The organism is Moritella viscosa, from assembly GCF_900120065.1.
Taxonomy (GTDB): domain Bacteria; phylum Pseudomonadota; class Gammaproteobacteria; order Enterobacterales; family Moritellaceae; genus Moritella; species Moritella viscosa.
The window spans coordinates 178233-197385 of record NZ_FPLG01000139.1 but is presented as its reverse complement, the minus strand read 5'-3'; the positions used below and the strand labels follow the sequence as shown (position 1 = coordinate 197385).

The following is a 19153-nucleotide window of genomic DNA, read 5'->3' as shown; positions in this document are numbered from 1 at the left end:
ACAGATTTCGGGACAGGGTCATCCTTGAGCACCAATCAAAAGTAAAACAGTAAGTATTGTGAATATTATATATTTCAATTTAACTCTCCGGATAAATGCTAATTTTGAAGTGGCACTAGCACATAACTCCTCAATAACGGGCGCAGTTTACTGCGCCCGGCGCCAAAGGCGCGAAGTTGATTGACTTGTCAGAAGCCTTCATGTTCGGCCCGTAACTTGAAAATATCCCAACGGCCTTGGCCTCTTTGCCTTGCTCTCTATGAGTATGAGGTAACCGATAACCTCTACCCAAGGCCGAAAACACACCTATTTCCACTATTTCTGTGGAATAACTTTCTACCTCGGAGTTGTTATACAAAATATCGAAAATGCTATTTCTCCTGGCTTTAAAATAACAGGAAGGCCAACTACTTCAGCGTTTACAATTCTTCCATTAGTTGAGAATTCAGCTTCTTTTACTACGATTTGCACATCTCCGACATTACTAACGGAGTACTCCATTTTTCTATCCCAGTCTCCATCATTTATTCCGATAGAGATCATGAAGCCAACTAAACACTCTTTCCTTCTAAGTTGCTGTACATAAAAATTGTATAGAAAAACACCGAGGGCAATAATAGATATTGTGAGCGTAATGTAATCCTTGAGTTGCAACTGATTCTTCTAGGCTTCTAGCGTCTTGCTCACCGGAAAATTAGGAGCGTGGCGAATAATTTTTCAGAGTACAACAACTTGTTAGCCATATATATAAAGTCACAGCTCTTCTTACATTGATAATCTAAACTGTTCTATTTGATTACCGAGTATTTCTTCAGGATTTCGACCATCCGATTTAGCTAACAGCATTGAAATTATATCGTCATCATTAAGTACAATTATCATTTTATTGTGAACTAACCATTGCTCCCGAAGCGTAAATTCACAGCCAGCTGCATCTCCACCTAGCCTGGAAATTATCAATCCGAATAGCCCAGCTCCATAAGGCTTCAAATAGTTTGAAACTTGTAAAACATCTTTTTTACCAACTTTCTTTGAATAATTCTTTGCATCAATAATAATGTAATCAGCAGAATACCTTTCCCGTAAGACAGCCCAAAAACCTTGATCAACATAGTTTGGCATAATGAAATCCCTTCGGTTTACTTTTGGCTTATCTGAGGACTCCGAAATTGGCTTGATCAAGGGAGGTGAGAATAAATGCTCAAGTATTTCACCTATAAGACTTTGATATACGTAACAATCTTTTCTCCCTGGGAAACATTGTCTTAAATCAGAAATGAGCTTTTCTTCTCTCGTGATACTTTGAGAACGTTCAGTGTGATGCAGGATGATAGAGTTATAATAATTTTCTGACATCTTTGGTATTAAGCTATGAAACTCTTTTGATAAAAACTCTAGATCCCAGACTTCAATATCTGAATTTTTTAGTAAAATTAAGTGCTCACTTTTCAGAGTTGCAGGTATTGCCAAAACCAATTTGTAGCTCGTATTGATGCTTTTATATGCGGTTAGCTGGCTTAATATTTGCTCAAACGGCCTTTGACCAGAAGGTGGAAATAACTTACATTCAATTAATAAGCAATCAACTCTTCCTTGATCACCTCTATCAGCTAAAATGTCGGCTCTATAACGCGTCTCGTTACCTATCAAAAGGTCTTTTGACACGGAACCGTAAGAAGGGTGTTTCTCCATGACTTCGGCTAGAAAATTTACAAATTCGATTTCTCTGAGTCCATTTCTTCCTTGGGCATTGTATTCACAAGCTAGAGAGTGCGGATAACTAGTCGAGGTCCTAAAATATGGTATCTTTCCCGGTCTATTTGCTCGCACAAAAACAAGGTCAGCATTACATGACGGGCATTGATATTTTTCAGATCCGCCTAAATTACAAGCCTCTTGTGCACTTACAATCTCATTTGTTATTAATCTTTGAGCGATATGCATAAATTACTCTGAATAATGGCTAACGTTTTAGATAAGCAGCTAATCCAGGCTGCAAAAAAAGAACCTTCTGAGAGGTTCAATACTGAATTAGTCTGCTTCATCTATTTTGTTGGACATCCGTCCACCATGTGGAAATGTCTTTCGTACTACGAGACTAAAATAGTCATTAACATCCCTAACCATAACACTTAAGGCATTGACTTACCTATATTAAAATCACATTTTATGAAATTCAGACGACACGATACCAAACTTTATGAAAACGCTATATATGACTCCGTTTCATCAACTCAATTTTTCTGACTTAACCTCTATACTATTACAGCCCAAACAGAGCAAATCAATTCTATTCCCAGCATTTTTAGTACTGCTTGCCAATCTGGTTTACTGGGCGCTTTATAAGCCGCTTGGACGTTTTAGATAAGCCGCTAATTATATGGAATTCCGTATGATGTGCATCGTATTTTAATTTTATGTCATTAACCATATTAAATTTACCTTATATTACAAGTGGATATATAAAAACATCTGTAATCTATTAAATAAAATAAAAACGTAAACAAGAAATCTATTTACTTGGGTCCATGTAAATAGATTTATTAAAAAATAAATTGTTATATTTCAGTGATATACTTTCTAACAGCACTTGAAACAAAGACTATTTGGCAGTAAATCCACAATTCCCACCAAAAATGGTTAAATCCTATTATACCTGTATATGAAACCTGGCTATCGATAACAAAATATATATAAAATTAATATGACGATATTGTAGATGAGTATTAATTCTAAAGCCAAAATGGGCAGAAACGATTTAGAGTTAAACCGAAAATTTGGGTAATGATTTATCTGCATCCCATCACTACATCTAATATCCCTTTTGTAAAATCATAAGCTTCCATAAAAAGGCATAAACATAATCCATCTATGTTTAAACCTGCGTGATAAAACATAGACTATTGCTACAATTTATATCACTGTATATAAAAACAGTGTTCGTTGTTTTATAATATCAAATACGTCATAAACAGTTATAAGGAAATTCACCATGTCTGTTCGTAACCTCAAAGACGGCCACAAGAAACCTTGGCTTTGTGAATGCTATCCGCAAGGCCGTAACGGAAAGCGTCTTCGCCAGCGCTTTGCCACCAAAGGCGAAGCAACAGCCTTCGAACGTTACACAATGAACGAGATTAATGATAAGCCCTGGTTAGGTGATAAGCCGGACACACGGAAGTTATCAGACTTGATTGAACTGTGGTGGCAACTACATGCTAAAAACCTAAAAAGTGGCGCACATGCACACAGACGTATGATTATAATTTGTGAACACCTTGATGATCCCATCGCAACTAATGTTACCGCCAGGGATTATGCTCACTATCGGGCAAGCAGACGTATGGTCGGTGCGAGTCAGCGGAATGGAATAGAGGAGCTGTCTGCAGCATCACAAAACTATGACCTCAAATGTATGCGGGCAATGTTCAATGAGTTGATCAGATTAAAAGAATGGAACTACCCTAACCCACTTACCAGCATTAATCTTATTCCAAAGTCAGAACCAGAATTAAACTACTTATCCCAGCAACAGATAATAACGCTGCTAAGCTTTGTTCAGGGTCAGTACCACGCAAAACAATTGACACAGATAATTAAGATTTGCCTAGCCACCGGTGCTAGGGTTAGTGAAGCAATGAACCTTAAAGGGTCACAACTATCCAAATATAAGATCACGTTCTCAAACACAAAAAGCCGTAAAAACAGAACAGTTCCTATCTCGGAAGCGCTTTATAACGAAATTTACCAGGATAGAAATGACAAGCTATTTACTTGTAATTACGTGGCAATATGGAAAGGTGTTTCACATTGTTTTACCGATTTACCAAAGGGACAAGCAACGCATATTTTACGACACACATTTGCCAGTTATTTTATGATGAACGGGGGGAATATTCTCGTTTTACAAAAGATATTAGGACACGCAGACATAAGCCAAACAATGCGGTATTCTCACTTCTCTCCAAGCCATTTGCAAGATGCTGTAAGCTTCAACCCACTCGTAAACCTAGCACTGTAACGTGGCGATAAAGTGGCGACAAATAATATTGATATGCACTCATATTCAGAATTATTTAAAAACTGGTTAATTTTATGCGTTAACCAGCCTTAAAAAATGCCCCTTCCCCGATATCACCCCTTGCTAACACTGCACTATAAAACCCTAAGCGATAAAGTTTAAAAACCATTCCGTATCAACAACTTAACTTAAACCCTGTTGTGCACACTGTAACAGAGCACGCTAAACCCAGCTCTCAAATCAACAAAATACTCACATCTTATGATTTACATTTTAAAGGCGCGCTTGTAGATTAAATAACTCAGGGTTATTTAATCCATTTACACTTTCTAATGACAAATACAAAAGGAGTTGCAATGAGTTATACAGTGATAACAGGGGCAAGTGCTGGTATCGGCAGTGAATTCGCGAAACAACTGGCACAGACAGGTCAAAACCTAATATTAGTTGCTCGCCGTAAAGAGAAGTTAGAAGAGCTAGCGCAAACGCTACAAGCCAAACATGGTATTGATGTTAAATGCTTTGCCATTGACCTTGCAGAGCCAACTGGAAGTGAGATATTAGCGACTGAGATCAGCATTAACAACCTTGCTGTCAATGGCCTAATTAACAATGCTGGCTTTGGTGACCGTGGTAACTTTGCAGATTTACCACTGCAGCGCCAAATGCAAATGATCCAATTGAATGTAAGTACCTTAGTCGAACTGACCCACCGTTTAGTACCAAACATGCGTGAACAGAAAAAGCCGTTCATCATCAATGTCGCGTCAACAGCAGCATTCCAAGCGGGTCCTAATATGGCGATATACTATGCAACGAAAGCTTTTGTACTGTCTTTCTCAGAAGCGATACACGAAGAACTTCGTCATCAAGGTATTGCAGTCAGTGCGCTCTGCCCTGGTCCAACTTTGTCTGAGTTTGCTGCAGAAGCCAATATTACCGATTCCAACCTATTTAAAGCTGGGGCGATGACATCAGCAGATGTTGCAAAACAAGCGTTAGCAAACCGTCACAGTGCAATTGTAGTTACAGGTATCAAAAACCAAGTAGGCGTATTGGTTGGCAAAGTATCCCCCCGCTTCATGACCCGTAAAATTGCTGGATGGTTACAAGCATAATGCAATGTATTATTAAATGCCGCGCGACGACACCAGAACAAAAAGCGTTACGTCTTACTCAGATCATAGATGTAACCGCCGCTCGTTTTACAACGCTCAGTTATGAAGACGTTAACCTAAAGCATATCGCTGCCGATGTGGGGATCACCAAAGCAGCCTTATATCGGTATTTCAGAAACAAAGAAACCTTATTTCTAGCTGTGTATACACAAGAAATAGCATGCTTAGCCCAAACAGCAGTGGGTGAAATGGATCAGCTACCGCTGACTGATTCAATTTGTAATACGCTAATAAAGCATCCATTATTTTGTAAACTCAGTGCGATAATGCACACAGCGCTGCAATGTAACTTGACACTAGACGAAGCGCGTCAGTTCAAAAATATATTATTACAGTTCATTGAGCAGTATGCAGCGATGATAAGTGCACATTATGTACTGAGTATCGAGCAAGCTACCGAGCTGTTATTACAGGTTCAGCAGGTGATAATTGGTTGCTGGCACATGAGCCATTCAGTGGGTTCAGTTGCAGAGGTAATTAAAGAAGGACCATTACAGTTATTTGAGCTGAATTTTGCAGACATATTACGCTCGCATATAGCTCGGCTTGTTACTAGCTATCAACAACAAGCCTAGGTTGCGCCGAACATTCAAACTTATCCGTCACTTAAAACCCTAAAACGTATGAAAAATAAGTTTTCTTCTGCCGGATAAATTTTACGAATGATCCACTTAAGAATACACACAAACGGCAAATTTTCAGCTTTTGCATGTGTCCGATTTAATTCACTAAATTTCACAGGCTCAATACTCAAAATTTCAATTTGGCATATTTTACGACTATCTTCGTGAGTACGAACATCTAGAACCTGACCAACTGCATAATGACTATCAAACTTATCACGGATCGTCGCAGTCTTTTTACCCAACAGAATTGAATGTTCCAACCGCTGGAAAAACGTCATACAATGACTCATCAATGACACCTAACTTCTTGTTGAATTGCCTTTAAACACATAACCGCTTGTTGCCTATAACGAAGTGACATCAAAAAACTCACTTGCCGATATATCCCACAACTGTGATGAAGGTATCCCTGTTTTTTTTATGTAATTTGAAACAATATAATACCCCAGTGTATAGCCTGCATGCAGAGGTATTGAATCAGGTTCAACTCCAAAAAACCAAGCATTATGATTGTACTTTAAATTAGTCGCTTCACTTAGCATTCTTGAATGTAAAACATCAATCATATCTTGGTTTATTGCTTTCGCATAAAATGGAATATCACCATTTCTAAGCTCTGTTTCAAAATGGCAGGCTAGCCCTTCGCTTATTAGTGCTTCCTGAAGAGTGTCTCCATACCCAACCCCTTTATGTCGAAAGCAGTGATGAATCTCATGGCCAAGGTTAGGTATAAACTCTGTATTAAGCGCCGTATTCAAGTTGTCATTATCCAAATCGAAGAACAACATTATTTGTTCAGATGATGGACTGTATCCACTAAAACCAAATTCTGGTATTACAAAGTTACCTTCAGAAATAACCACATCAATATTAACGTCTTCCAAAGGCAGTTTTTCACCAATACATTCAAGTGCTTTATCAAAAAGACTATCCAGCCTAGTCAGAAAGTCATCAAATTTTCCATGTGCATTTAACTTATGCAAGAAGATGTTCATATATACCCTAATCTCAACAGCTTATTATAGCAATTTACTTTTAAAATCAATAACACAAGAAGGATATACATGATAACAATATTGTGAATAAATTGAAGTTCTAAATCGCTTGAAGCAATTGGCTTAGAGCTCATGCTTCAAAGAGAACCTTTCGCATCACTGAAAGTATAGCGGCGTTGAGATAAACGACTTGTTAGCTTCTGTTAACTAGTGCTGACTAAAGACCTTAATACCATTACTTGTTAATAATGCAGTAGTAGCACGAAAAAATAGTGAGAAATAAGTATTACGAACATATATATAATAACCTTTTACTTATCCCAATAACCTGCACCACCACCTAACTTATGGCTAATGAACTCGATGAATACTCTTACTTTTTCAGGAAGGTGCTTTCTCTCTGGATACACCGCATATATTGCATGTTTTGGCAGAGCATATTCATCCATAAATGTAATTAATCTTTGAGATTTCAAGTGCTCTGCAACGATAAAAGTTGGCATTTGGCAAATACCTAATCCATTCAGTAATACTTCTAAAATAGCATCGCTATTATTCACGATGAAATTGCCTTTAGGCTCTAGCTTTAGCTTTTTACTATCTTTGTAAAAAGTCCATTCTGCTCCGCCCTGAAATAGGCTGTAATTTATGCAATTGTGATGAGATAAATCTTCTAGTTTTGATGGTGTACCGTGTTTTTTAAGATATTCTGGCGATGCACAGAGTACACTTTTACAATCAGCAAGTTTTTTGGCAATCAACGAAGAACTTTCGAGTTCACCTATTCGGATCCCGACATCATAACCGCCCTCAACTAAGCTTACAACGCGATCATCCATACTCAAGATAACCTTCACATCAGGGTACAAATCTAAGAACTCCTTTATGTAAGGCACGATATGCAAGCGTGTAAAAGTCATCGGTGCGTTTATTTTTAAGGTGCCTTTAGGTATGCCTTGCAGGTTATGCAAGGCAGCAAAACCTTCGTTTGCCATAACAACAGCATTCCTAGCATAATCCGAGAATCGTTCGCCAGCTTCAGTTAGCGTGATACTTCTGGTCGTGCGATTAAATAACCGCACGCCTATATTGTCTTCTAAAACCGATATCCTTTTACTTACTGCTGATTTTGTCATACCCAGCTTATCTGCTGCTGACGAGAAACTGCCATTTTCTACTACAGCAACAAACACTGGTATTGCCGAAAAATCCTCCTTCATATTGTCAACTTTTACTCACCAGTGATTATTTAAACTAGATATTATCATTTGTTTGGTAATAAATTAAAGTACTCTCAAATAATAAAGAGGAATAATTAAAAATATGAATATAAACAGATATTCAATATTGGCTATTGTCGGTGGGGGCTTATTGGCGTTAATGATTAATATCAACAGCCAACTCGCCTTAGAAACATCCGCAATCAATGCGTCATGGGTTGCTCATGGTCTAGGGAGTCTACTGGCATTCTTACTTTATCATATAGCTAAGAGAGCTATCGAATCACCAACTTCTCTAATGAAAGGTCATGTACCTAAATTATACTACTTAGGTGGATTTCCTGGCGCATTTACCGTCATCTTAGCGTCCATAACCGTTAATAGCGTAATCGGCTTATCAGGAACACTAGCATTGGGATTAATCGGACAATTAGTCTGCTCTATTTTTTGCGAAACATTAGGGCTATTTGGACTAGAAAAAAGTAAATTCACACTTATCGAGCTACTTCCGGTTTCCTTGGTTATTTTCGGTTCAATACTCATAATTTCGCTGAGGTATTAAAAATGACACTCTATATTTTACTGGCTTTATTGAACGGATTTTGTATCGCAATAAGTCGCATATGGAACGGACAACTAGCCCGATATTATGGTGCATTTAAGGCTTCATATGTAAATCATATAACAGGTTTTGTGTTCCTCTCAATTGTCATGATTTTATTACTTGAACCTCCACAACTTTCAAATGGTTCAAGTATGTTAGTTTATCTCGGTGGCTTTATCGGCGCTTTTTATGTGGCAATTAATAGTCTTGTCATGAGTCATCTAGGCTCGACTAATACAATAGTGTTGGTTATTGGGGGGCAAATGTGCTTCGGATTATTTTTGGATTCATCGACAAATTCACTCAGCGAATTATTCATCAAAGTACTGGGGGTTATGTCTATTGTCATCGGGGTATATTTAAAACAAGCCATACAACACAAGCGCACAAGTCTTTCGTCTTAATTTGAGTGTGGTATTTTTTAAAGTTTAGTTTGCAATAGAAACGTCTATAACTCACTTGGGAGGTAAAGTCGGCTTAGCGTTGAGACTTCAAAGACACTATTCACATTACATAAAGGGCTCTTCTCCGCTTACTTGACCACAACAGCCGCTGTTAATTTCCTTGTTACACTTTTATATACAGCCTTCGGATTATGTCCCCAAAGATTCATTTAGGAACAGCGACCCTAACAAAATAGCCGAGACAGGAACCAATAGCGTAACCAATAAAACATTAGTTGCTCCTGCCAACTCCAGTATTTTGAAGTAGAGAACATAGGTAATTGCAGTCGAGAGAACGGCAAGTCCTGTAATCGAAGACCATGTTTCTAAGCTAATTCCAACAACATCAAGTTGACCATCTACAGTTAAGGCAATAGGAAACAATACTAGTGTGGATGCTGTAACTTGCCCTGCGGCAGCGTTAAGAATAGATGCCAGTCCAGATGCTATTTGAGTTTGTCCCCACACAATCACGCAAATGGGAGCACGTTATTTAGCAATCCCATCCCTAGAAAAGCTCCCCACACACGTAGTTTCTTGGGTGGGCGCAGTCCAATCATTAGAGCAATAACCCATAACGTTATGGCAGCAATCCTTACCCTAAGGGTCACAATTGTCAACAGAGGAAGCTCTGTCACAACTATACCGACGAAGAAAAACGATCCTCCCCATAGCACGGAAAGCAAAATAAGCATCGCCCATACGCGTGCATTCATTGAGGTGTTAATAGAAATTACTCAGCAGGATACGGATGGAAACATGAACTGAGATGCGGTTAGATAAGTATGATTAACAGCTAAGTAGGATTACACCATATCCATACCATCTGAAATAGAAATGAGAATAATTAGTTTCTGTCATATTGCACTAACTATCTCAATCACAGACATAAAATCAACATTATTGCTCTATCAATGGCTGATTTCTAAGATAAAAAATACCATGTACCACCCCTTTATATTTAGGGCTATTAATATCACTGAGAGACACTGAGATTCGAGACCCATTACCTACCATCACCGCATCCCCTGTCGCCTGAATAGAAATGCCAGCCATATCCAAACGGCTACCATTAATTAACATTGTGTTATGCCCAGATATGTCAGCATTGGTCATGGTAACAACCGACTCGTCAAACGTTAGCGGACTGCTTTGGCTGGAAAAGGTTAAATTCTCAATTTCCACTACAGAATCTTTAATTAACAAACCTCCTGTACTGATGTCTATCAATCGAATCCTGCCACAGTCTTTCACTACAATCGCATCATAATGACCAGAATAAGTTTTATCATTTTCCCCCTGACAAGTTAAAATCCCTTGGTTTTTCTCTGTGCTTGGTAGACTATATTTATCTGTGATAGGTTCGTTGAGTGCAGTTTCTAAGGCACTCATAAAGTCAGCATGGTGGCTTTTCATCGGCACATGCCCTGCTCCTTTAATCACCTGTAAACGTGCGTGGCTCATTTGTTTATTAAGCACTTTCCCTGTGCGAAGTGGTGCGACATTATCTTTATCACCCCAAATAATATTAACCGGTACAGCAACCTGATTAACCGCTTGACTAAAATCTTCTTCAACCAAACTTAACGCAGCATTCATATTGCTTGAGTCGGATACTAACCAATTCCATACATAATCATTCGCTTGTAAAAAATTAGTTATCAAAGTACTTTTGGTCGTAGCCTCTATGATTGATGAGCTAACCTCGTTTAACCCTTCAATTTGCTGTTGCACAAATGTAGATGAATCATCACCAGGCTCAAAGGCCACAATGTGCTTAATAAATGCTGATTTTTCTAATAGTCCAGCAGCATCTACCAAAATCAGCTGTTTAACTAAGTCTGCATACAGTTCGGTATAACGTAAAGCGACCGCCCCGCCCATAGAGTGACCAATGATAATCGCCTTTTCACTACTATATTGCTTGCTAATTTTAGCAATAACATGGGCATAATTAGTCGACAGAAAGCGTCCCTTAGCTGCAGAAAGGCCAAAACCGGGTAGATCGATGGCTATCACATGGTAGTTTTTTTCAAGAGTTGGAATAACACTAAACCAATCTTTCATACCTATTTGGCCAAGCCCATGAATCAAAATGACAGGCGGGTTATGCTTGTTACCGGCTTCTAACACGGCAACTTTGCTATTAAATACCAGCTCATCAAAATAGGATAATTGCCAATGCTCTGCAAGTCGCAATTCAACTGGTTCCGGTTCAACGCTTATTTTTATTTTTTGTTCTTGTTGTTGACTAGAACACGCAGATATCAGCAGTAACATGCATATTGGTAATCTTCTTAACATCTTCCACCCTTAATAAATCAACCAATTGAAAAATAACAATTAATAGTAAGCTACAGCCCTCAGAACACCTAGTACTCGTTACCGAGTCGATAATAATTCAAGTAACAGATCACAAAAATAATTGATTGAGCTGCTTGGAGGCTATATATCACTCGCCCATTAGACCTAATCGGCATGGCGATATTGTGAATGACTAACGGCTACAAATACCGCCTATATTAAGTCCCAATTAGACTTAATGACATTCCAATAAAGTAGATTATCATTTATATAGCCTTAATATACACTGGCTACATGAATATAAATAAAACGCCATTTAACAAAATCCCACTTGCCTTAGCCATGATGATCATTGCTACAGGACAAGTCGGTGTCAGTATTTATCTGCCTTCATTGCCGCTAATAAGTCGTGATCTTGGAGTCTCTCAAGCGGACGTACAGCAACTTGTCACCCTATTTTTAGTCGGCTTCGGATTGTCGCAGCTTTTCTATGGTCCGTTATCAGACGCTATCGGCCGTCGCCCGGTATTTTTTCTGGGTCAAGGTATTTATTTACTGGGAACGATCATGTGTGTATTGCTGCCAGACAGTTATACCGCACTGATTGCGGGACGTTTATTACAAGGTTTGGGCGCAGGTAGTGCATCAGTATTGGCTCGTAGCGTGATCCGCGATAGTTACAGCGGAAGTCAATTAATACAAGCGCTGTCTTATATGTCGATAACAGCGTCTATATTACCAATTGTCGCCCCTGTCGTTGGCGGGTGGACAGCATGGCATTTTGGTTGGCAGTCAGTGTTTAGCTTTGTACTGGTTTATCTCTTGGCTATTGTCACTTTGGGCTATTTTGTGTTGCCTGAAACCCTGCCTCATGCAGTGACGAAGTTTAAGATAAAAAAGACATTACGTGGTTATTGGCACTTATCAAGAAACTACCAAGTGATCTCATCAGCAAGCTATAACTGGATTGGTTATTTATCAACGCTGGTATCCGTGTCACTGTTACCCTTCTTATTACAAGATGGATTAAAACTCAGTGCGGCAGACTACGGTGAAGTAATGATCATACCTTCTGCGGGTCTATTAGTCGGTAGTTTAATACTAAATAAATTGAATAAACGTTTCACCACTAATCAACTGATATACCTAGCATCGATTATTATGATGATTGCAGGTTGCTGGCTAGTGTTTAATGATATGTCGTTAGTCAATTTGATATTTGGTTTTACCCTGTTAACGATCGCACAAGGTATCAGCTCTCCACTGTCGATAAGCATGTTGCTGGCACCACACAGTAAACAGGTAGGCGCAGTGTCTGCATTGTCAGGGTCTGTACAAATGTGTCTTGCAGGGCTTGTTGGCGGGTTTCTGATTAGGCACTTTATTGATAGCCAAATGAATCTCGGTTTGTTTTACTTAATCACAGGTTCATCCATTGCATTAGTGCTCACACACAGCCGTTACAAACAACGCCTTGCTACAAGCGCTAAATGTTATCAATAACACGCAGGTAATTACTCAGTTAACGTAGCCAGTCATTTCCACAAATCCCTCACCGACATGAGACCCCTTAAAACTGACCATCCCCTCAAAATATTCAATACCAAAACGCATGATCTGCTGCTGATTAATCACAGCCACGCGTAAATCAACATTTAAACCAATACTTGATTTATCCACTTGTAAGTCAAACGCATACGGATAATCTAGCGTATTGTCAATATGACTAATCAACTTAATATTATTCGCATCAAGAATATCAATATCGCCATTACGATGCATCAAACTACCATAGATAAAATCCTGTTCAGAAGAACGAATACGGTAAATCATCAAGGCTTTCTCTGTTGACAGGCGTATCGAAAACCAGTCCCAACCCTGCTGATCTTGCGCTAGCATAGCTGAGCCCCACTCGCGGTCAAACCAAGCTGAACCAGTCACATTAAGCCATTGTCCTTGCCATAATATTTTACCTTCTACGTCGATAAAAGGCTGAGAGTAATAATGGCTAGCGATCGCCTCACGCTGATGCTTTTTACTATAGCCCTGCTCGCCTTGCAGAAAAAATTGACTCTTAGTCACTAGCGATAATTTTACCTGCCACGCTTCACTATCAGTACGTGCAGAACCATAGCTGAGTTGCGCAGGTAATAATGCCGCCGACGACTGCCATAACCAGTCATCAATTGCAGCGGTAAAAGGCTGTTCGGTAATCGTTACATTAGTAAGTTCTTCCCGACCTTGGCGAAACACCGCAAGATGCACCTTAGTATCTGCCAACGCACCATGAGCAAAATACCACTGCGCCTGATTAACCGCCGTTCGAAATAATGTCCATTGCGTAGCAAAACGTATTCCAGTGTTACTCTTTAAATTAGCCGTTAAGTACCACCACTCATGACGATAATCTTTATGTGGTGAATGTGCTTGAGGAAAACGAAGCCTATTTTCAGGTAAGGCTTGCGCATATTGCTGTTCCTCACCTTCTCTGACTTTAAGCGGACTTTTATTCTGCTCAGGCGGTGCTTTGACTTGTTCGCCACAAGACAATAACAAGAGTACGACTAATACTACAAACACGAACAATTTAAACATTTTACGTGGTTTCATCTGCTACTCCTTAAATTCAATTTAAACAGTGGGATACCGAGTGCTGGCAATAAGAACAACAATCCGAATATGCTGCTGACAGCAAAAGACCCCACATTGAACATCAGTGGCATTGACCAACCAAAAGAAGCCGGTAATGCCTGACTCACCAATGCACGGGCTAATATCATGGCGATTGGCCAGCTTAAAAGTACGCAGCCCACAGCAAGTAAGCACCATTGCATCAGCATATGAACAAACAGCTCCGCCTTGCTATAACCCAAACTGCACAAAATATATAAATCGGCTTTACGTGCCTGCTCTAAACCATTAGCCGATAAAAACAGGCCAAAGCAAGCAATCACCAATAATATAACTGCGATCAACTGCGTTAATACAAAGGTCTGTGCAAATACCTTCAGCGCTATTTTTTTACTTGTGAGGGCTCATATATTTGATCATCAGCCAACCCCAACGCCAAGCCCACAGCTTCTTTATCGATAACAGTACCGGAACGAAAATACACACCGAAACCACTATAAACCCAGCCTGTAAATAACGGATTAGCTTGTGGTGTATCTAACGTCAGCGAAAACCCCGGATAACCGTATTCATAATAAATACCTTTAATACGACAGTTATATTGCATCTCTCCCTGACGAAGATGGATTAATTGAGCAACGGCTAATTGGCGTTTAAGCGCGAGCTGTTCGTTAATAAAGCACCCCTGCTTAATCTTAGTCGATGACGACTTTAATAATAGCGATGACAGCTGTTGGGATGATTGATAACTGGTCACTTTAATTGAGTCAATATCTATCCTTGCCCAGGTATGCTGATGCAAAGTATATTCATCAATATCATTGTTATTTTGCAGCCAATCTTCCACCTGTTTTTTTTGGCCATGATGATAACGGATAAGTAAATCTGCACTTAATTGTTGATCAAGAAAGCGCACAAACGCCCCCTCAAAACTGTGTACCATTAAAGCGGCTGCAATACTGGTTGTTAACGCAAGATAAAAAGCCGCTAGAGGTAAGTAACGTCGTCTAATCTGATTGCTGGCATCTTGAAAAATATAGTTAACCCGGAAAGAGTTAAATCCAAAAGGCCTCACACACAGCCCACTTAGAAATAACATGCCTTGTAAAAAATGGGGTAAAAACACCACACTCGCGATCAATAACAGGCCATACTTAACCATGATCTGATACCAACTTTGGCTCGGCCACCCACTAAATAACAGCAATAGAATAACCGCTACCGCTAACGTGACCAATCGAGGAAGGTAGCCTTTTATCGTGCTTGTAGAAAAAGTAACATGAGCAGTACTGATCCGCTTAAATTGCTTTGCTAATGCCAGTAATACCGCAACGGATGAAATAAGCAGCGCCCATAATGCGTATTGCCATTGCCAAGCAAAGTGACCACTCATATTCAGTGCATAAATCTGGCTAAACGTGAGTCCCAGCAAGGGCAATAATACGGTCACTAGCGCGACGGCAATCAATACCCCGACAATACTGGCAACAAACACCAGAAATAACGCTTCAAGCAACATGGCTATTTTGATCGTATGTAGTGCAAGCCCCAACAAACGTAACTGCATCGCTAATTCAGCACGTTTATGCCAAGCCTGCTCACCAGCCTGAAACGCAATAAACATACTGACAATAAATCCTAAAACAGCCAATGCCATTAAGTTTAGGTGCAGCGCATCGGCGAACCCACTGCGTTCTTGATATGACCAAGGTTCATTAAGGGATAAATGCGCGGGCAATGCAGCCTCTAACGCCTGCTTCTGTGATGCTGTCAATGGCGCCACCATTAACGCGCTAAAATCAACTTGCAGGGGAAATAACTGCCAAGCGAGTGCAATATCAAGCAGTGCAACCCGACCCCATTGTTCGCTTGTGGTTAAACGAATAGGAATGGGGGTTTTGTCAGCCAATATCAATACAGAATTAACGTCGGGGTTGATATCGATATCAACATCCAGTGACGCCAAATGCGCTTTAGTGAACAAAACGGCTTGATGATTGAATTGGGCAGGATTAGCAATACTCAGCCCCAGCATATCAATAGCAAGGAACTTCAAACGTTCGCCATTCGCAAGATTCTTTCGAAATGTTAATACCGGCGTAATTTGGGTGAAGCCTTGTCTGCGCAAGTGAGCAAAGTCACTCTTACTCACTCGACCACCTTGCTCAGCGACAATATAGAAACCGATAGGACTGGTTAACTGTGCATTGGCTTGGTTATATTGTTGTTTGCTCGCATGATTTAATACCAAAATACACAGCAAGGTGCTGGTAGCGATGGCTAAACTGAAAATTAAGCCCAAATGTAATAGACGATGATGATTATATTCTGCTACCTGGGTTTGTAATACCAGCCACAATTCTTGCCAATCTACTCTGCGGATAAAACTGATCGTATTGCTATCCATCATCGTCTCTACCGCCCCAACTCGATAATCTCTATTTATAGACGTGATTGATTAAGCTTAGCTGACCATCCTCTAATTGATAGATCTTATCCATTTTAGCCGCAACATTGCGACTATGCGTAACGAGTACGAGCGCGGTATTGTGGGATTTAGCCAATTTAACTAACAATTCAACGACACGGTTACTATTATCGTCATCGAGATTACCGGTCGGCTCATCGGCAAGCAATAATTTAGGTTTCGCACTCATAGCTCTGGCAATCGCAACCCGTTGTAATTCGCCACCAGAAAGCGTCGAAGGGTATTGATTTAATAAGACTTTAATATCGAGCTGTCGTGCAAGGGCTCTGCACAACGAAGCATCATAGCGCCCAGCTAAACGAGCGCTAAAGGCGATATTATCTTGAACCGACAAACTCGATAATAAATTATATTGTTGAAAAATGATTCCCAACTGTTTTTTTCTAAGCTCACTAAGCTGCTGTTCATTCGCTTGTACTAGTTCGAGCCCAGCAAGCATGATATGTCCTTGCTGTATCGGCTCTAGTCCAGCAATAAGATTAAGTAAGGTTGTTTTACCGCTACCACTGTCCCCCATCAAGCCTATACATTCCCCTTCGCCCACAGCCAAGCATAGATCTGACAACAACTGTCGTTGACCATGCCCGTCCGTGATCTGGTGGCAGAGAGCCTTAATGGTTAATAGCACTGTTACTCCTTTATAAACGTTCACAGAACAGATATCACTTTGCTTGTATCGCTAATATTAACGACACACTATCGAAAAATTATATTCTTTAATTACCTTCTCTTTAGTCTAGCCGTTGATGTACCTTTAGTTGGGATAACCTCTGCACCGCCAATAATATTTACGTTGTCATAAGCAAAGCGGATTTCTCTTGTCCGCCGTTCAATAGCTTGCGGTAAACTAGATGAATTAGACAATAACTGAACGATTTGTTTACGAAAACGATATACTTGAATGTTAATATGGTTCTCACTCTGCCCTAATATCTTGCTCAGTAACTCCTTATCAATCCAGCCTTGCTCATCAGCTCTCACCCCTTTAATAGCGTCGTCTAGACGTTTTCGAGCCAGGATTAACAGTAAATAGTGATGATTACGTTGTCCTAGATCGTACACCTGCCCACCCATCGTTAATTTCATCGCAACATGTTCTTCATTTTGACTAACGATGAATTGTATTGATACTTGTTCTACAGTTTCAAGATCAGACACATTATTCTGCAACCTTTCTGTTGTAGAGCCAGCGCCAATAAAAAGCCATACTTGTGATCGCCGACTAACCAATTCCGTCACTTTTGGCACCATAGTCGGTAACCCAAGTGTAACCAGTATTAATAAACAATTTGGCGAAGACAACTCAACAATACGCCACGCTTCTCCAGATAGGCTGCCGAAATGAATCAGATCACCCAGATATAAATGGTACTCACGCCTTCGGTGAATTCGCCTGCCATTAACATAAGTACCATTACAGCTAAAATCTTGCAGTACCCACACTCTCCCATTCCAAAAAATTGTTGCATGCATACGAGAACTATCTGCCTCAAGCAATAATGAGTGCGAAGAATTAAACTGCCTACCAAATAGATGTTGCGGCATCAAAGTGACTTTCTCTTCAGTATTAATATTGATAATTTTGGCCATAAATAATTCCATCTATAATTATTAATTTAATCGTATCCGTTACATACATAATTCTGTGCCAGCTGCCAATTCAACACAGTTTCGCCCCTTTGCTTTCGCTCTGTATAAAGCTTTATCCGCACGTGCAAACAAGGTGTCCAATGTATCATCACATTGAAATTCGGCACTGCCGATACTACAAGATAGATTAAATTTGGATAATGAATGATGTATAGTTACCGCATTTTTAATCCCCTGTGCAAAGCATGAAATAAAATATTTATCCACATCATTAATCAAAATTGTAAATTCATCTCCAGCGAATCGAAAAATTTGTACTCGTTCACCACTGAACTGCAATAATAGTTGCGCAAAGTTGGCTAACACAAGATCCCCAGTTTGGTGACCATATTTATCGTTAACGCGTTTAAAACCATCAAGATCAATTATAAGCAATGATAAATCCAGTTGTTTTTTATGGCTATTTTCGGATAATTGTTGAAAACAGTGCTCAAATTTATTTCTGTTAGCTAACCCAGTCAAGCTGTCTTCAAATGCCAATAATTTCATTTTCTGATATTCCATCGCATTATATAATGGATTACTTAACGCCTCAGATAACAGAGCTAATAACGCTTGCTGTGCCATCGTTAGGCGTTGTTCTAAGCTGCACTCTAACTGGCCCAAAGCATAACCATTACGAAATAAATCGAGCCTTAAATTAACATTACCGAGGGCAGACGTTTTAGCTGCCAATGTATTATTATCAACATGAAAAACAAGGTTACAGAGAGGCATGTATTCACGGACGTTTTGCTTAAAAATAGCCAACAAGACTTCAGGATCTAGACTGGATTGTAATTGACTCGCTAAATTCGCATAAGCTCTGTCTGCTGCTTTTGATTTAATCAGTATATTTAACAGTCGCGGATGTGTGAAACTAAGATTAAATAACTTATACGATAACCAAGTGTGTGCTGTCATTGTTATTATCACCAACTTCTGTTTCCAAGTCAGTCATATTAAGCATCTGACTTTACTCGGGTTATTATTAAAATAATAACGGGACTCGTC

At 39.6% G+C, this 19153-nt stretch carries 20 protein-coding genes; 6 read left to right on the top strand and 14 right to left on the bottom strand.

The window, feature by feature from the left end; translation table 11 throughout:
• Positions 1-336: 336 nt before the first annotated feature.
• Together BT797_RS21595 and BT797_RS21590 are read right to left on the bottom strand one after the other, a co-directional pair.
• Entirely contained in the window at positions 337-654 is a 318-nt protein-coding gene (locus BT797_RS21595) for a hypothetical protein (RefSeq protein ID WP_139291731.1), read from the bottom strand.
• A 111-nt stretch (positions 655-765) separates the two neighbouring features.
• Positions 766-1944: a hypothetical protein gene (locus tag BT797_RS21590; protein WP_075473476.1), complete on the bottom strand. Its 1179-nt coding sequence runs from the start codon at positions 1942-1944 to the stop codon at positions 766-768.
• A gap of 1048 nt (positions 1945-2992) precedes the next feature.
• Between BT797_RS21590 and BT797_RS21585 the strand changes: the two genes are divergently transcribed.
• From BT797_RS21585 to BT797_RS21575, 3 genes are all read left to right on the top strand, one after another.
• Positions 2993-4021, top strand: a complete 1029-nt coding sequence (locus BT797_RS21585; RefSeq protein WP_075473475.1) for a phage integrase — start codon at positions 2993-2995, stop codon at positions 4019-4021.
• A gap of 356 nt (positions 4022-4377) precedes the next feature.
• A complete protein-coding gene (locus BT797_RS21580) occupies positions 4378-5139 on the top strand; it encodes an SDR family NAD(P)-dependent oxidoreductase (RefSeq protein ID WP_045110834.1) in 762 nt (253 codons plus the stop codon).
• Positions 5139-5774: a TetR/AcrR family transcriptional regulator gene (locus BT797_RS21575; RefSeq protein WP_045110835.1), complete on the top strand. Its 636-nt coding sequence runs from the start codon at positions 5139-5141 to the stop codon at positions 5772-5774. The genes BT797_RS21580 and BT797_RS21575 overlap by 1 nt, the downstream gene beginning before the upstream one ends.
• A gap of 20 nt (positions 5775-5794) precedes the next feature.
• Here the strand turns inward: BT797_RS21575 and yqfB are convergent, their stop codons facing one another.
• The 3 genes from yqfB to BT797_RS21560 all read right to left on the bottom strand — a co-directional run bounded on the left by yqfB (position 5795) and on the right by BT797_RS21560 (position 8040).
• The gene (gene yqfB, locus BT797_RS21570) at positions 5795-6115 is read right to left on the bottom strand and encodes a N(4)-acetylcytidine aminohydrolase (protein WP_075473474.1); all 321 of its coding nucleotides are present in this window, start codon (positions 6113-6115) and stop codon (positions 5795-5797) included.
• 54 nt (positions 6116-6169) lie between these two features.
• A complete protein-coding gene (locus BT797_RS21565) occupies positions 6170-6820 on the bottom strand; it encodes a DUF2268 domain-containing putative Zn-dependent protease (RefSeq protein WP_075473473.1) in 651 nt (216 codons plus the stop codon).
• 311 nt (positions 6821-7131) lie between these two features.
• Positions 7132-8040, bottom strand: a complete 909-nt coding sequence (locus BT797_RS21560) for a LysR family transcriptional regulator (protein WP_075473472.1) — start codon at positions 8038-8040, stop codon at positions 7132-7134.
• Between the two features lie 103 nt (positions 8041-8143).
• Between BT797_RS21560 and BT797_RS21555 the strand changes: the two genes are divergently transcribed.
• Both BT797_RS21555 and BT797_RS21550 read left to right on the top strand, forming a co-directional pair.
• A complete protein-coding gene (locus BT797_RS21555) occupies positions 8144-8602 on the top strand; it encodes a DMT family transporter (protein ID WP_075473471.1) in 459 nt (152 codons plus the stop codon).
• Between the two features lie 2 nt (positions 8603-8604).
• Positions 8605-9048 carry a DMT family transporter gene (locus BT797_RS21550; RefSeq protein ID WP_045110839.1) on the top strand — a complete coding sequence of 148 codons (444 nt, stop codon included), beginning with the start codon at positions 8605-8607 and terminating at the stop codon, positions 9046-9048.
• 189 nt (positions 9049-9237) lie between these two features.
• Here BT797_RS21550 and BT797_RS24435 read toward each other — a convergent pair whose 3' ends face one another.
• The 3 genes from BT797_RS24435 to BT797_RS21535 form a co-directional block, all read right to left on the bottom strand.
• Positions 9238-9555, bottom strand: a complete 318-nt coding sequence (locus BT797_RS24435) for an EamA family transporter (protein WP_244534281.1) — start codon at positions 9553-9555, stop codon at positions 9238-9240.
• 2 nt (positions 9556-9557) lie between these two features.
• Positions 9558-9782 (bottom strand): EamA family transporter, encoded by a 225-nt coding sequence (locus BT797_RS24430; RefSeq protein ID WP_075473469.1) that lies wholly within the window; start codon positions 9780-9782, stop codon positions 9558-9560.
• A gap of 205 nt (positions 9783-9987) precedes the next feature.
• Positions 9988-11391, bottom strand: coding sequence for an alpha/beta fold hydrolase (locus BT797_RS21535; protein WP_082293756.1), 1404 nt, complete (start codon positions 11389-11391; stop codon positions 9988-9990).
• A 294-nt stretch (positions 11392-11685) separates the two neighbouring features.
• Between BT797_RS21535 and BT797_RS21530 the strand changes: the two genes are divergently transcribed.
• A complete protein-coding gene (locus tag BT797_RS21530; protein WP_045110841.1) occupies positions 11686-12894 on the top strand; it encodes a multidrug effflux MFS transporter in 1209 nt (402 codons plus the stop codon).
• A 15-nt stretch (positions 12895-12909) separates the two neighbouring features.
• Here BT797_RS21530 and BT797_RS21525 read toward each other — a convergent pair whose 3' ends face one another.
• The 6 genes from BT797_RS21525 to BT797_RS21505 all read right to left on the bottom strand — a co-directional run bounded on the left by BT797_RS21525 (position 12910) and on the right by BT797_RS21505 (position 19063).
• A complete protein-coding gene (locus BT797_RS21525) occupies positions 12910-14001 on the bottom strand; it encodes a lipocalin-like domain-containing protein (RefSeq protein WP_075473467.1) in 1092 nt (363 codons plus the stop codon).
• Positions 13998-14366, bottom strand: a complete 369-nt coding sequence (locus tag BT797_RS24660) for an FtsX-like permease family protein (protein ID WP_339391029.1) — start codon at positions 14364-14366, stop codon at positions 13998-14000. The genes BT797_RS21525 and BT797_RS24660 overlap by 4 nt, the downstream gene beginning before the upstream one ends.
• A gap of 38 nt (positions 14367-14404) precedes the next feature.
• Complete coding sequence (locus BT797_RS21520) at positions 14405-16432, bottom strand: ABC transporter permease family protein (RefSeq protein WP_339391028.1); 2028 nt, start codon at positions 16430-16432, stop codon at positions 14405-14407.
• Between the two features lie 28 nt (positions 16433-16460).
• Positions 16461-17138: an ABC transporter ATP-binding protein gene (locus tag BT797_RS21515; RefSeq protein ID WP_045110842.1), complete on the bottom strand. Its 678-nt coding sequence runs from the start codon at positions 17136-17138 to the stop codon at positions 16461-16463.
• 92 nt (positions 17139-17230) lie between these two features.
• On the bottom strand, positions 17231-18100 hold the full coding sequence (locus tag BT797_RS21510) for an FHA domain-containing protein (RefSeq protein WP_075473466.1): 870 nt from the start codon (positions 18098-18100) through the stop codon (positions 17231-17233).
• A 39-nt stretch (positions 18101-18139) separates the two neighbouring features.
• Positions 18140-19063, bottom strand: a complete 924-nt coding sequence (locus BT797_RS21505) for a GGDEF domain-containing protein (protein ID WP_075473465.1) — start codon at positions 19061-19063, stop codon at positions 18140-18142.
• Positions 19064-19153: the final 90 nt, after the last annotated feature.